12 protein-coding genes and 3 pseudogenes are annotated in these 15,170 nt (G+C 43.1%); 8 read left to right on the top strand and 7 right to left on the bottom strand.

What is annotated here, in order from left to right; all coding sequences use genetic code 11:
• A pseudogene (locus tag QUA42_RS26570) lies at positions 1-716 on the top strand (hypothetical protein); the annotation flags it as partial.
• Positions 717-895: 179 nt separating this feature from the next.
• Positions 896-958, top strand: a pseudogene (locus QUA42_RS27925) (IS1/IS1595 family N-terminal zinc-binding domain-containing protein); the annotation flags it as partial.
• 318 nt (positions 959-1,276) lie between these two features.
• Here the strand turns inward: QUA42_RS27925 and QUA42_RS26565 are convergent.
• From QUA42_RS26565 to QUA42_RS26545, 5 genes are all read right to left on the bottom strand, one after another.
• The gene (locus QUA42_RS26565; RefSeq protein ID WP_333141543.1) at positions 1,277-1,516 is read right to left on the bottom strand and encodes a CopG family transcriptional regulator; all 240 of its coding nucleotides are present in this window, start codon (positions 1,514-1,516) and stop codon (positions 1,277-1,279) included.
• 64 nt (positions 1,517-1,580) lie between these two features.
• Positions 1,581-1,829, bottom strand: a complete 249-nt coding sequence (locus QUA42_RS26560; RefSeq protein WP_333141545.1) for a transposase — start codon at positions 1,827-1,829, stop codon at positions 1,581-1,583.
• A 66-nt stretch (positions 1,830-1,895) separates the two neighbouring features.
• The gene (locus QUA42_RS26555) at positions 1,896-2,111 is read right to left on the bottom strand and encodes a hypothetical protein (protein ID WP_333141541.1); all 216 of its coding nucleotides are present in this window, start codon (positions 2,109-2,111) and stop codon (positions 1,896-1,898) included.
• 343 nt (positions 2,112-2,454) lie between these two features.
• On the bottom strand, positions 2,455-3,939 hold the full coding sequence (locus tag QUA42_RS26550; protein WP_333141540.1) for an ATP-binding protein: 1,485 nt from the start codon (positions 3,937-3,939) through the stop codon (positions 2,455-2,457).
• A 908-nt stretch (positions 3,940-4,847) separates the two neighbouring features.
• Positions 4,848-4,973, bottom strand: a complete 126-nt coding sequence (locus QUA42_RS26545; RefSeq protein ID WP_333141538.1) for a hypothetical protein — start codon at positions 4,971-4,973, stop codon at positions 4,848-4,850.
• 398 nt (positions 4,974-5,371) lie between these two features.
• Between QUA42_RS26545 and QUA42_RS26540 the strand changes: the two genes are divergently transcribed.
• Together QUA42_RS26540 and QUA42_RS26535 are read left to right on the top strand one after the other, a co-directional pair.
• A complete protein-coding gene (locus tag QUA42_RS26540; RefSeq protein WP_333141536.1) occupies positions 5,372-5,770 on the top strand; it encodes a DUF4342 domain-containing protein in 399 nt (132 codons plus the stop codon).
• 586 nt (positions 5,771-6,356) lie between these two features.
• Positions 6,357-7,199 (top strand): hypothetical protein, encoded by an 843-nt coding sequence (locus tag QUA42_RS26535; protein ID WP_333141534.1) that lies wholly within the window; start codon positions 6,357-6,359, stop codon positions 7,197-7,199.
• Between the two features lie 363 nt (positions 7,200-7,562).
• On the opposite strand, the gene QUA42_RS26530 is transcribed toward QUA42_RS26535, so the two are convergent.
• A complete protein-coding gene (locus QUA42_RS26530) occupies positions 7,563-8,948 on the bottom strand; it encodes a hypothetical protein (protein ID WP_333141532.1) in 1,386 nt (461 codons plus the stop codon).
• Positions 8,949-9,755: 807 nt separating this feature from the next.
• Positions 9,756-10,565: pseudogene (locus QUA42_RS26525) on the bottom strand (YifB family Mg chelatase-like AAA ATPase); the annotation flags it as partial.
• A gap of 119 nt (positions 10,566-10,684) precedes the next feature.
• Between QUA42_RS26525 and QUA42_RS26520 the strand changes: the two are divergent.
• The 4 genes from QUA42_RS26520 to QUA42_RS26505 are packed head-to-tail and all read left to right on the top strand — an operon-like array spanning position 10,685 to position 15,099.
• Positions 10,685-11,767, top strand: coding sequence for a tyrosine-type recombinase/integrase (locus QUA42_RS26520; RefSeq protein ID WP_333141530.1), 1,083 nt, complete (start codon positions 10,685-10,687; stop codon positions 11,765-11,767).
• Between the two features lie 4 nt (positions 11,768-11,771).
• Positions 11,772-13,646, top strand: coding sequence for a tyrosine-type recombinase/integrase (locus tag QUA42_RS26515; RefSeq protein WP_333141528.1), 1,875 nt, complete (start codon positions 11,772-11,774; stop codon positions 13,644-13,646).
• Positions 13,630-14,505 (top strand): DUF6262 family protein, encoded by an 876-nt coding sequence (locus QUA42_RS26510; protein ID WP_333141527.1) that lies wholly within the window; start codon positions 13,630-13,632, stop codon positions 14,503-14,505. The genes QUA42_RS26515 and QUA42_RS26510 overlap by 17 nt, the downstream gene beginning before the upstream one ends.
• 27 nt (positions 14,506-14,532) lie before the next feature.
• Positions 14,533-15,099 carry a DnaB-like helicase N-terminal domain-containing protein gene (locus tag QUA42_RS26505; protein WP_333141524.1) on the top strand — a complete coding sequence of 189 codons (567 nt, stop codon included), beginning with the start codon at positions 14,533-14,535 and terminating at the stop codon, positions 15,097-15,099.
• Positions 15,100-15,170 lie beyond the last annotated feature (71 nt).

The following is a 15,170-nucleotide window of genomic DNA, read 5'->3' as shown; positions in this document are numbered from 1 at the left end:
TGAGTCCCAAAACAAGTCCTGGTTTGGGCGATCAAGGCAATGAAGTTGCTTTCCTGCAAATCTTTAATAATGGGGTTCTGGTACCAGCCACCAATTTTACGATCACTCGCCTCAACGCTCCGAGCGCTCCAAAACCGATTACTGTGTCTTCAGATGGAGTGACTTTCATTGGCGATCGCACCGATGGCAGTTTCAAATTCCAGATAGTAGGAGACTCTCTGGGCGGCGCTATTTTTGACGAACTGCGGTTCTCCACTAAAGCCTACGATAGCCCCACCGCTGCCTATGTCGCCACCTCCTTCAAAAACGATGGTTCCGACTACCTAGTGCGGAAAATTGAATATCAAGGGATTTCTAATATTGATACTACTGCTGTGCCTGCGACTTTCTTCTCTTACGGTTCGTCTCCTGATCCTATTATTGATGGTGGTTCTGGAGAGTTTACGATTAATCGGACTGGCAATACTTCGGTTTCGGCTTCGATCGACTATTTGATTGTTGCCCCTAGTGGTGATCAACCTGTGAACAACATAGACTACAACATTAGTCCAATTGCTGTGAATCCTTCGGGAGGCACGGTGAACTTTAATCCCGGTCAAACTAGCGTTAGTCTGACGATTAACAATCTTCCTGGTTTGGCTGGTGGGGTGGTGAATTTGGGCTTTGGCCCAGGTTCGATCAGCGCTCCGGCATCGACTGCAATTACTCTGCTTTAAAGCTGTTAGTAGGGCGAGTAATCCTTGCTCTACTAATATGTCCCGCAAGTAGTTAAATGCTTTGGTAGTGATGCACAGTAATGGTTTAATATTAAATCCACATAAATTACCGCGGTAAAAGTATGGAATATCCTAATTGTCAAAGCGATTTTTTTATTAAAAATGGAAAGACTTCTTAGGGGAAACAGCGATTTAAATGTAAAAATTGTAGTCGTCAGTTTATTGATAATTTAAGTTATTAATAGCGGTCGCTGATTGGTTTTCTGGTGCTTGGTTTGGGTTGCTGCACCCTTGGTTTCTCAAGACCAATTTGAGGAAGCCGAGAGGGCGGTGAGGGCGCAGTTAGATTGAAGTCGCAAATATATCCCTACCAACACTCTTGGCGATCGTCCCCCGTTGCCACAATTTCCTCACTCTCAGCCGCTCCCCTTCTCATCGTCCATGCCAAGCTTATCAGCAGCCTCACAATCCAATGAATGCAGCACGCGCTCCACAGCGCGGAATTGTGTACTTTTCGCTGTTAGATGTTTAAATGGTTAAACTTTCAAATATTTAAATGTTTACAGACTGTCGTCGGGATTGAACTGCTGGAGGTATTGAGCCACCGACTTCTCCACCAGCTCGCTCATTTCCTGACCTGATTGCGCTGCTGCGGATTTAAGTTGGCGGTGCAGAAGTTTGGGGAGGTAAACGGTAGTACGAACAAAGTTGGCGTATTTGCTTTTAGATAGCGTCACACTGGGTGAAAGGTCAGCTTCACCGGGCTTGAGTTTCTTGACCTTTAGTAAGTAGCTAGACAAAATTAATTACATAGTTTTCTCCACATTATTTAAAGATTTTTTCCACAGATGCAACAAAAGTTTCCTAACTTTTGTAAGCAGATCTATCAATCCATTCATACTTTATAAATCGCCATAAAGTTTCAATTAAATTTAATTTGCGAGAGTAAGAAGCCAACTCAAAAAGAGTAATATTACGTTGTTTCCACTCTTCAAGTTTGTAGACAATAGCATCACTGCTATGAATAGAAGCTTGATCTGTGACAATCACCGTTGGCTTATGTACTGTGGGGAAAAAAGCATCAATACAGGCAATAACCACATCAGAGTTAATACTTTGAGATGAAATATAAGTTTAAAGATGGTTATTTCGCTTCAGGATTCCTAGTACATTCATTCGCTAACTACGACTAGGAATTGTTAAATATTCTCCGATATCCTGCCAACCAGAGCAAACACAAGAAATCAAAAAAAATCCCGTTTCATCCAAGTAATACAAATCAATTTGACCCTCGTCATCCAATCGCTTTAATTCTTCTAATTGTGCTTTTTTATCTTGCTCTTCCTGGAATGGAGGCTTTCCTGCCACTCCTTTACGAAGGAGATGCCAACTCATCTTCAGATTTTTTAGTATTCTTTGAATTGTGTTTGTACTAGGACTTATGCCCCAGGCCTCTTGAACTTTTTTGCTAACCTTTTTTAATTGCCTTGGTTTATGAAATTGTAATTAACTCATAATTTTGCCTCGAAGATCATTCTACTATGTATTTGTGTAATTAATTCTGTCTAACTACTTAGTCTTACCACACTACAAAAAACTACATAGAAAATTAGTCGGCTCTAACTGTAGCATATTTTGGGTGAAAGTTAAGATGCGTTTACCCTGCGGTTTCAACAGCCGAGTCCCTAAGTTTATATTGCTTCTTCCATCTTCCATCTTCCTTCTTCCTTCTGTTCTATCACGCAAAGCGAGGCAAAATATGTGCTAGGGAAGACTGTTGAAGTGGAATTTCTATCGCAAATTCTGCTCCTTTGCCCGGTTCCGAAAAGCACTTCAATGCGCCGCCGTGTTGGTTGGCAACAATTTCATAGCTAATCGACAGTCCTAAACCCGTTCCTTGGCCGACAGGCTTAGTAGTAAAGAAAGGGTCAAACAACCGCTTGCGAACATCTTCTGTCATCCCCGGGCCGTTGTCAGAAATTTTAATTATTACCTTTTTTTTCTCAATTAACTCCGTGCGAATCCGAATCGTAGGAATCAGGCGGCTAGACTTAGAAAGTGAGGATTGAGTCGTTGTACAAGACTGCTTTTGGTCGCCTAAGTGGGAATTTTTAGGGGATTTTTTATCGACATTTCCGTATTTATTAGACTCAACCAGAGCGTAAATTGCATTAAGTAAAATATTCATAAATACCTGATTGAGCTGTCCGGGATAGCACTGCACCAGCGGCAATTCGCTGTATTCTTTGTGAATTTCGATCGCCTCCTGCCCCGCTTTCCCTTTAAGCTGGCTTTGCAACAGCATAATCGTGTTGTTGATACCCTCGTGAATGTTGACCTGCTTCATTTCAGCTTCGTCTAATCTGCAAAAATTCCGCAGCGACAAAACGATGTCGCGCACTCTTTCTGCACCTTGCTGCATAGAATTTAAGACTTTCGGCAAGTCTTCTAGCAAATAATCGAGTTCGATTTTTTCGGCTTCTGCTTCAATTGCTGCGATGGGTTCGGGACAGTGGTGTCGGTAGATGTCTAGCATCCGCATTAAACCTTGCGTGTACTCTTTAGCGTGGTGCAAATTGCTATAAATAAAGCCGATCGGATTGTTGATTTCGTGAGCTACTCCTGCTACTAACTGCCCCAAAGAAGACATTTTCTCTGTTTGAATTAGTTGAGTTTGAGTGCGCTGAAGTTCCAGCAGGGCAAGTTCGAGCTGTTGGGCTTGATGTCTCAATTGCGCTTGCGACTCGCGCATCGCCACGGTTGATAACTCGTGAATTTGCAACTGAGAAAGCAGCAGTTGGTGTACGTCTAAAAGTTTGTAAATTTCGGGTTCTACTTGTACTACAATTGGTTCGTGGATTAGTTCGGGCGATCGCTCCAAAGACTGCCGCACTGCCGTCATAATTGAGGTTTCGCGATCGAGAACTAACATATCAGTTTGAGTAAAGCGGTAGAGTATAAACAAAGGCTGTTGAGAAAATAACTCCAAACTGTAGGGGCGGCTCATGTGTTCAAAATAACGCCGCCGCGAAATCATCCCTATAAACTTTCCTTGCTGAGTGATGATGATGCCGGGAACTAAAGGGTTTGCTTGAAAAATTTTAGTAACTTCGTTCCCCGGACACTCAGATTCTAGGAGAAAGTCGTACAGGGTTAATTCCTGTAGAGTCGATCGCAAACCAAGCGGCGATTTTAGGGGACTCAACCCGTCAGTTTCATACACTGCTCCCTCCTTTGGTAATTGGCAGTTGCGGTTGGCTGCTGGAGTCTTGCCTACTATTTAGACAGCGTTTTTAACTCTTTTTATAGCTTAGTTATCAACTTCCCTCTGCTCCCTGGAATTCAGTTAATTCAGCAGGATTTTTTTGTCCTTAAATCATGCTGGTGTCCCCCGAAACGATATTGCAGGTTAGATTGATTTAACAGCAAATACCACTTTGAAACCTGACTATGTATTGAATTTTATATATCCAAAATTTTACTAATCCGAATATAACAGTCATAACTATTTTTAATGTTTGATGACATTAATCTGGTTCAGATGGATAGACATCTGCGACCTGTGGCAGTACATTTCGTATTACCCCTTGCGTAAAATTATATTACAATAAGACAAGAATAGCGACAAATCCGCAACAGATAGCCCGATTTTAAAATTCAGGCGAAACAGGTTTCCGGCAATTGCTAATAAATCTCAATTGTCAGTTTTTTTGCACAAATGCCGATCGCACTCAACCCAGGGATTGTATATTGTAGGTAGTCTCCGAGCCCGGGACAGCCGATGGCGAGCAATTTGTCAAGTTCGGCAGCTTATACTTTAGCTGCATCGACACTCCAAAGCTTCACCGAGGAAATTTTTCCCTGTCGATGCTAAAGTTGTGCGATCGCAACTAAAACTCACATTCCACACATCCGCTTGATGTGCCTTAAAAGTTTCCCGAAAAGTACCGTCCGGCCACCAACTTGATATTTAAATGCGATTGCTGGAAAATTGGAGACGGAGAATCAAGAGGAAGCACAATGAAATAATTGTATTTTACGCGACATTTATCCAACATCCACTTCACTTTGAGGAAGTTGGTTTGGTTGCGATAATATTTCGATCATTATTACTTCTCCTCCCCCTTGATTTTAGGCAATTCTCATTAGAAACTCTAAGATGTTGATTTGAGGAACCTTGGGGGGGCGGGTTTGATTGGGCGATCGCACTGAGCTAAATTGAAATGACATTTGAGGAAAGTAAACGACAGTTTCCATGTGGGGTTTCCCGAACGAGAGGTGGTAACTGTATACACGGCGGGACGATCGTACTTTCAGTACAATGTCAGTATTTCAACCTGTACACCTGTTGAGTCTGAGACTCAGAGAGTGTGAAAGTCGCTCTCATCCTTTCGTGGTCTGGATTAAAAGTTTTTCAAGGGTTAGGCGGTGCGAGGGCCAGAAGCAGACAGTTAACTAAACGGCACAGGGAGATAGGGACAGATGGGATAAGCCCACAAGCAACAGAGTGAGAGAATTTTCATTATCATACCTTCAGAAAATCATGACTGCAGCAGCAAGATCACCCAAAAGAATGATTGATTCAAAAAAGGTTGCGTGTTATATTTCAATATAATTCTATACAAAAATACTTTTACCTAAAAGGAAAACAAAAAATGGACACACCTACAGATCGCGCACAAGAACCAGTCGGGACAAGAGAGCTCGAATCAATACCTGTATCTGAAAAAGTTTCTTCCCAAAAAGTTGCTGAGGTTAATTTTGAAACGACTCCTTTAGAAACCCCTGCTTATACTCAGGAAAAAGTTAGCGTCGAGGAGGTAAAAATTAACGGCGACGACTTGGTTACTAAAGTTAAAGAATTGATTCACGAAGGAAATATCCGCCGCATCATTATCAAAAATGAAGAGGGACGGATCTTAGTAGAAGTTCCTCTGACGGTGGGAGTAGTCGGTGGAGTCATCGGTGCGACCTTGTTTCCAGTCATTGCAGCAGTAGGAGCGATAGGTGCATTAGTAGCTCACATGACCATCATCATTGAAAGAACAGAATAAAAAAATTCAGTTGTTAGTAAGGCTCCTGTCCGGTTAATATCCCGTAATAAAGCTTGTTGGTAGTGAGTACGACTATCCTCTCTTGATAGATGAGAAAAAACTTGTCTTTATTACTAAAAACTTAATTGTGGCTATCTAACCGGACTTAAACACATTTCAAGCACAAACGGGCTTTATAAATATAGCACTCCTAAATGAGTCGTAATTTTTTACGACTCATTTAGGAGTGCTATGATGCTTGCACAGCAAGCATTATAAATAACTCATTTAGCCGACATTCTTTGTTGAAGTCCGCCTAATCCTATGCCTTTGGGGACTTGGGAATCACTCTGGGGGTAGAGCCTGGTTAATACCTTAACCAGTTAGATTGGATACAAATGAAGGAAAAACCAAAAGTTCTCTAAACTCCCTAAGCCGAAAGCTGTTAAGCATTTAAACTCATGAGCAAAACACCCAACGCTTACACCTGAATCTTGACAGTAAATCGAAATAAGCGATTTAAATGCTCAACAGCTTAGCTCAAGTTTTCAAACCAGAGCATCTCCTACAGACAAATATTTTTTGAATAGTGGTGGCGAAGATAATTATGAAACCTAACGAAGAAAATAGCTCTAGCCGTGAAATTCATCAAGAAGTTCACACTGATGCAACTAACGGTCATGTCAGTACAACGCGAACTACTACAAGTGTTCCGAGTACAACGGGGAAGGCTTCTAAAGAAGCAGCTCATCACCAAGGTTATGTACAGGGTGAAATGGCGGAAAACCACCGCCAACTGGGAGTCCAAGAAGTCCGCGACAACCAGAATGCTGGTCGCGGGTTACTGTTAGGGATTCTTCTTGCTTCTTTGACAGGCTTAGTTCTGGGCAGTGTATATTACTTCAATCGGGGTGAGGAGGCTCCTACTCCTACTGCTGCTCCTGTGATTGTTGTACCGAAAGCGAATCAGCCTTCAGCAACACCAGCTCCGACTCGGACTATAGAGAGAGAAAAAACGATCATTCAAAAGATTGTTCCGGTTCCGGTTCAACCATCTCCTGTTCAAAAGGCAAATCCCGCTCCTCAACCAAGTCCAGCTCAACAGGCAAATCCCGCTCCTCAAGCAAGTCCGGCTCCCAATATCAATATTACAATTCCAAATTCACAGCAGCAAGATGCACCCGCTCAGGAAGCAGCGCCGTCTCCATCTTCGCCGTCAAATAATACCAATACTACGGTTCCGACTCCGCAGAATGAGCCAGATTCCACTCCATCAACTCCAGCACCTGAGAGTTCAGCTACTCCATCTCCAACTCAAGATGAGGGCGCTCCTGGAGCAGGTACCAGCGGCGAAACTAATACCGAAAGCCGGAGCGATTCTAATCCTACGGATACCGCTGTACCTGAGAGCAGCTCCGGCGCAGAGGGTGCGACTGGTTCACCACAATAGAAGTTGGATGTCGAATTAGTCCGCCAAAGGTTCAAACCCCAGACTCATAGCTAAAGTCCTTTAAAGCTGATATCTGGCACCATTCTCAAGAACAGGCTAATTGAAAATGGTGCAACATCTGAGTTAAAGAGGACTTTTTGTATGGTTTAAACTGAAATCTTGCACCATTTTCAATTAGCCTGCTATAGGCGGGATCTCCTGCCCAACCCCTACTCCCCAAAAGAAAACTAATTCTTTGTGGAACAGGCCCCAGATCCCGTTATTGAGAATGGTGCAACATCTCAGACTAACCGGACATTGTGGCTGAACTCAAGAAACCGGGTTTGTGCGATGGAAAACGTTTTAAGATTGTGCCAACCTATCCTAAGAAACAGTTTGGTGAACTAATTTAACTTTCCCTAAAGCCGTCTTCCTGCTGTCAAAGAGTTTCATCACGCCGGAGGAGATGGTCTCGATGACATCGGGAGCGCAGTAAGAGAGAAACTCTTCCGAGGAAGTAGGCTCTGCAAAAAACTCTTGAGCTTTCTTCAAAAAGTTTTCTGTTTCAGCAAAGCCGATAGATTTGATAATAAACGTAGAAACTGGGGAGTTTTTAATATCATAGCGCGATTCTTGATTGCGTCCTATTTCTAGCAGGTCTAACACTTCTCTTTGCAACTGACTGTCTAAGGGGTAGGCGCTCTGTCTGTTGGGCAAGTAATCTTCCAAAACCGAGGTTTTAAATCCTGGTGTGCGTAATTCTCCCATCATAGTTGAAAGCGGAATATCGCGCCCCAAACGATAGGAAAGAGCTTCTAAAATGGCGATGGTAATTAGCTTGACCCCCAGATAAAGTTTAGCAACTTCGATATTTTTGCGAGTTCGGGCAATCAGGTTAGCGTAGGTTTCATCGTCCGGCTCTTGCCTAAACTGCTGGAAAACCAGTTCTGGTTTGAGGAAGTTCAAAAATCCTTCCATTTTTTGCAGAGACCTGCGATATCCGGCAACAGTATAGGAATTAACATTGGTCAACTCGTGGTTGGTTTCGGGCATCAAATTCCAGGTATTGTCTAAGAAATTAGAGGAATTTCGAGAGGCAAAATTCTCGACATCTCTATTTGCTAACCTGACAGCACGCTTGACAATTTCTACGGTTTTGCCATTGCTCCATCCAAAGTTAAAGTCGCGATTTATACTTACCAAACGCTCGTGCAAAAGTTCGATCGCGCTCAAACCACTGGGCGAAACCGGGCGGAAAGGAATAGTAGCCTCAATGCAAGCTGTTATCTCAGCGATCGTACTAGCTGGCAAAAAAGGCTCCAAACATTTGGCAGCAATAACGGCACTCAAAAATTCGTTTTGGCCGGCAAACGGAGAGAGAGTCTTGCCGGGAATAAACCCAAAGACTGAGGCCACTAGGTGATACATGGCATCGTCGGGCAGTTCGGTTTCATCTCTAATAACTAACTGCGATCGCACCTCTTTGACAAAAGGACAAAGGGCGCTGCTAATATTGAAACTAACGCCCTGATCGACTTGCACGTACACGAGGTCGTGAAACAGCGCAGCCAGCACCTCGATCGGATCGACTGACCCCCCGACCTCAAAAATGTGTTCCGACGTGTGAAAGTAGCGCCAAGGCCCTCTCATCGTTTGAATGATTAGCTCAGCTATCTGCTCCAGCTTTGGAATGTCTACTCGACCTCCCAATTGCTCGATCGAGCTTACCAAGCAATCCAAGCACCGTTTTTGTTCTGCCAAAAGCTCCATTTACACACCTCCAGTGCATTCCCTGATTGTCTTGCGCTTGATTGCATGGTATCAAAACGCGCTGCGATCGTGCCATGATTCGTCACTCAAAAATCTTAAATTTTAGGGTGATACAGGGAGAGGGGGCCAGGGAAAGAGGAAGAGGGAGGAAGAGCGAGGGAGAGCGAGGGAGAGCGAGAGGGGGAAATTAAATATTAAAAATTCTACCGTTGTGAAGATTGGCGCAACTTGGGTGATCGGTATCATAAATTACAGTAAAAATGACAAAAAGTGGGTAAAAAATTGATTAATGTTTGATGAAATTATGAGGGATTTTTGACAAAAGCTGTGGGTGGGTGGCATTGACACCAGCTTCAAGCTGCGGCGGTATAGATACTGCGTGTGGCCTCAGAATAAGATTCGTAGACGTGCTGATAAAACTCTTGATATTTGCGCTAATACACTTCTGTTGATTAGCTTTCGGGCATTTGGTCTAAAGCTTCCTCGATCACCACTTTAACTGCTGCCTTGGTTTGCTGTCGCCTCCCCCAATATAACACTAACAGAACTTACGCAACTGTCACAAGTGATCCTGGCACCATGCAGCACACAATCAGACAATAAATATAGGAACATCGGGGCGTTTCACTGGCTCAATTAAATAATTGGACAACAATCGAGCTTAAATACCCCCTTAACCCCTTAGTCCCTCTCTGCTGGGACTTCGTAGGTTTAGAAATGATTTAAATCGCCGAATCAACTGTTAGATCCCTAACTTGTTTAAGAAGTCGGGGATCGATGTATTGTGTCTTTTGAGCGGTTGCTGACTTACTGCATCCGATCGATCGTCCGATACTGCACCGCCTCTCCCACATGATTCGTTTTCAAGCTTTCATCCCCCGACAAATCAGCAATAGTTCTAGCAACCTTCAAAATGCGATCGCTCGCCCTCGCCGAAAGCCCCAACTTCCGAATCGCCATCTCCAATAAATTCCGAGAAGCATCATCCAACTGACACCATTTGTTAATGTGACTGCTTTGCATTTCCGCATTACAGCGCAAACTAGATTCCGACTGAAAACGGCGAGTTGCGATCTCTCGCGCCCGCTGCACCCTCACCCGCACCGGTTCCGACTCCTCCCCCGTCGGCTGTCGCGTAATTTCCTCGGGTTTCAAACGATTAACTGCCACTTGTAAATCGATCCGATCCATCAAGGGTCCCGAAAGTTTTGCCCAATATTGCTCCCTCTTTTGCGGCGAACAAGTACACTGTTGAATCGAATCGCCGTAATAACCGCAAGCGCAAGGATTCGTGCTTGCCACTAATGTAAATTGAGCCGGAAACATCACCGATTGTCTAGTTCTAGAAATCGTCACATAACCATCTTCCAGCGGTTGTCGCAAAAACTCCAAAACATCTCTTTTAAACTCAGTTAATTCATCCAAAAAAAGTATGCCGCGATGTGCTAAAGAAATTTCACCCGGACGCGGAAAACTGCCGCCACCTACCAAAGAAGGACCGGATGCCGAATGGTGAGGACTGCGAAAAGGTCGATCGCCCACCAAGCTTCCCTTATCCTTCAACAACCCCGCCACCGAATGAATCTGAGTTACATCCAAAGCTTCATCAAAAGTCAAAACAAGAGCCATCAAAACATATTCTACAAAGTAAACAACAAATGCTTGACATTGGAATCTGTACATTGTAGAATTACAAACATTAGCTTTTCCATAATGTATATAACGTATACAACGACGTGAAAGTTCAAAGGATTCGCATCCCCAATAGCGACAAAGCAAGTTGGACTGTATTGGACGACAACTACTCAGCCGTTCGCCCCATAGAGCAGTTTATTAGCTACTTAGAAAGTATTGAGCGAAGTCCCAATACCATCAAGTCCTACGCCTATCACCTCAAACTTTATTGGGAATATCTCAGAGATGACAATAAAGATTGGACGCAAATTGGGCTATCGGACTTAGCGAATTTCGTTGCTTGGCTAAGAAACCCCCAACCCAAAGTTGCCCACATTCTTCAGCAGGAAGCAAAGCGCACAGAGGCAACTGTGAACGCAATTATCACATCAGTCTCTATGTTTTACGACTACCAAGAACGCCTGGGAGTGGTAGAAGATATTCCACTTTACAAAACTCAAGTGCAATCCGGCAGGCGCTACAAAAGCTTTCTTCATCATATAAACAAAAGTAAGCCCGTCAGAACTAAACTAATTAAACTTAAAGAACCAAAGCGAATTGTCAAAACTTTAACCCAAGAACAAATCAAACAACTAATAAACGCCTGCGATCGGATTAGGGACAAATTTTTAATCGCCCTACTTTATGAAAGTGGAATGAGAATTGGTCAAGCATTAGGACTTAGACACGAAGACATCCAGTCGTGGGATAATTTAATTCGCATTGTTCCCCGGCAAGATAATAGTAACGGTGCTAGAGCTAAAACCAGAAACACCTATACCATTGACATCTCGAAAGAGCTGATGGGATTGTACACCGAGTACCTGCTCAAAGAGTTTGAAGAAATTGAAAGCGATTACGTCTTCGTTAATTTATGGGATGGAGTAATCGGACAACCCCTGAAATATGGAGCAGTATCAGACTTGTTTCGTCGGTTAAGTAAAAAAACTGGCATTGAGGCTCATCCCCATTTATTGAGACATACTCACGCTACAGAATTAATTCGTGATGGATGGGATGCCGCTCACGTACAGAAACGCTTGGGACACGCCCAAGTTCAAACCGTTCTCGATACTTATACTCATCTAACCGATGACGACATGAAGAAAGCTTACCAAGATTATCTTGACAAACGGGGAAAATAAAATTATGAAAGCAGTGCCATCTCAATCAGCTAAATCTAAACAAAAAGAATTAGCTTCTCAAGTAGTCGGTTATTGGGCAAAGGATAAGTGGAAAATTGGCGAATCCCCCATCCAAGATGGATGCACAGCTTATTCTCCCAACAAACTTGTTACCTTTACCTGTAATTCTACTAATTTAAACACCGAACTCAAATACGCTTGCTGGCAAAAGCTAGAAAAGCGCCAATGGTCTACTAGAACATTATGGTCTAAATGCAAAATAATGAAGGATATTGCTTCTTGGCTAAACACAATGACAGCAAACATTACTTCCTTGCTGGAGAGAGATTTAACAAATTGGGAAACGTCTTTCCGGTCTTACTTAATTCAAACCGAAAATTGGCAAGCTTATACAATGCAGCAACTAGATAAAGACCAGAAGCTGCGAGAATATACTAACCAAGGAGGTCAGATAAACACCCTGCGTCAAATATATAAAACCCTTCAAGAGGCGCATGACGATCGCAATGAGTATGAAAAAGATATTTGGGATGCCAGAAAGTTAGGCGGTTTAATCAACCCTTCCAAGAGTAATTACAAATTAACCTTTTTCAGGATAACTCAGCCTTGGCTAAGACAAGCCGCCAAGCAATACATTAAATATAGCTTGTCAATTTACTCGGTTGGAGAATGCCAACAGAGAATAGGCGCTTTAAACAATTTTTCTATTTTTTTGCAATTTTTTCATCCTCGCCTCAAACCTGTTGATATTGATAGAACCATAGTTCTCGAATATATAACTCAACTACCAGAAACAGGACTAAAAGATTCAACCAGGCACAGGCAAATAGGATGTTTGAGAGCTTTCTTAGAATTGTGCGCCAGAGAAAGGTGGGCGGAGGTTCCTGACAAAAGACTGATTTATAACGAGGATTTTCCAAGAATGGGTCAAGCGCAGCCTCGGTTTATCCCAGAAGATGTGCTAGCCCAACTAAATCAACACCTAGATAAGTTACCGCCTCACATCATGCGAATGAATATTGTTTTGCAAGAGTGCGGTATGCGAATTAGCGAACTTTGCTGTTTGAAATTTAATTGCTTAAGCCAAGACGTTCATGGTGATTGGTTTCTCCAGTATTACCAATACAAAATGAAAAAGGAACACACTATCCCAATTTCGCGAGAGATAGTCGCCACTATTCAAGAACAGCAAAAATTTGCTAGAGAAGAACGGGGACAAGATTTTCCCTACCTATTCTTTTCTCTAGGAAGTCCCAACAAAAATAGACCAATCCAACAAGATCATTTCACTGACGCACTGAACAAGCTGGCATACGAACAAGAGATTCGCGATAATGCAGGCCAATTATGGCGCTTCCAATCGCATCAATTCCGTCATACAGTTGGCACGCGCATGATTAACATGGGTGTTCCACAGCATATTATTCAGCGGTATTTGGGTCACGAATCACCGGAGATGACGGTTCGCTATGCCCACATCCACGACCAAACGCTAAAGGAAGAGTTCGCCAAGTTCAAGAACAAGATTGTGGACGTAACAGGCAAAGTAATTGCGACGGAGGATTCGATAACTCAAAATACCGACCTGCAATGGTTTAAGAAAAATATTTTAGCCCAAGCCTTGCCTAACGGTTCCTGCGCCCTGCCAATGGTTGCCGGCCATTGCCCTCATGCCAATGCCTGCTTAACCTGCACCCACTTTCGCACGACAGGCGAATTCTTAGCCGAACACAAGAAGCAAGTAGAACACACCCAAAAAATTATCGAAACTGCAAAAGTCAATGGCTGGCAGCGCCAAGTAGAAATGAACGAAAAAGTCAAAGAGAATCTACAGCAGATCATCGCTTCTTTGGAGGATGCTAATGAAACACCAGCGTAACGTTGATGGATTGCGTCAGAACGCACAGAAGAAAAGGGAAGAGGCGATCGCTCGCACCCAGCAAGCGATCGAACAGCTTAGACGGGAGAAACGTCCGATCAACTTTAAGGTAGTGGCCGAAACAGCCGATGTTTCGACTGCCTGGTTGTACAAAGAACCCGATATCAAAGCTCAGATCGAATATTTAAGAGACGCGGGAACTAGGAAACAAAAATCAGTCCCTCCTCAACAGAAAGCTTCGGATGCCTCTAAAGACGCCAAGTATCAAGCCTTGAAGCAAAGACTGCAAAAGGTAGAAGGAGAAAACAAAGGGCTCAGAGAACATCTAGAAGTAGTTCACGGTCAAATGCGCGTTCTCTCACAAGAGAACGAATCTCTGCACAGAGAGATCGAACGATTAACCAAGCTGCTGGAAGAACCCAAAGATCCGAATCTGTCGTCCGCTTCCTTGTCTATGGCAGAACCCATCACGTCTGTGACCAAAATCACGGACTTAAAAGATCGCAAAGGTCGGAGTATTAGTGAGAAGATTCTAGTCGAGCTGAAATCTCTTGATATCTCGCTCAACCCTACATTGATCAAAAAAATTAAATCGGCTGACTCGGAAAGTACAGTTTTAGACGCGATCGAAGCTTTCAAAGAGGCTAGGCAGAAAAGTGAGATTCCCAATCCCTGTGGCTGGCTGGTAAGAGCGATCGATGAAAAGTGGAAACCCAATAAAACAGGTCAAGAGTCATCAGCACAGGATACTCATCGCAAACCTGAAATTTTTACAGTACAACCTACCAAGCAAGAAGATTTTGTAGATAGCGAGCGGTTAAAGCTGTTGAAACAATACATTAAAAAGCCCCAAAAGTGAGATTAATCCTACCCAAATTACTTAACTATGACTTTAATCGATGATATAACGCCACCCATGAATTTAGAAGCTGAAGAAGCTATTCTGGGTGGCCTTTTGTTAGACCCAAATGCAATGGTTCGAGTAGTAGGGGTTCTTTCCCCCGAAATGTTTTACATGAATATTCATGAAATCATCTATCAAGCAATACTGCATCTGTACAGTCGAAATCAGTCCACAGATTTAATGACTGTTACCACTTGGCTATCCGATCGCAAGCAATTAGAGAAGGTAGGCGGTGAGTCAAAACTAGCACAGTTGGTAGACCGTACCGTTTCTGCGGTCAATATTGACCAGTATGCTACCTTAGTAGAAGAAAAATACCTGCGACGCAAGTTGATACAGAGCGGACGTGAAGTAATTGAGCTAGGGTACGATACGGCGACGGATTTATCTATAGTCCAAGACAAGGCAGAAGAGAAAATTTTTAATGCTACCAAACAAAAGTCAGGGAAATTTGAGCCAAAGCCAATATCTGAATGTTTAATAAACGCTTTTAATAAATTAGAGCAGGGAGAAATTCCGGGATTTTCTACTGGCTTGAGCGACCTATAGCAATCCTAAATGATTTTCTATATTTATAAACAATCCTAAATAATTTTCTGTGTGTAAGTATATTGACGTAT

It is taken from the genome of Microcoleus sp. Pol11C2 (assembly GCF_036701505.1).
GTDB lineage: Bacteria > Cyanobacteriota > Cyanobacteriia > Cyanobacteriales > Microcoleaceae > Microcoleus.
This window is presented reverse-complemented; position numbering and strand designations above follow the sequence as displayed.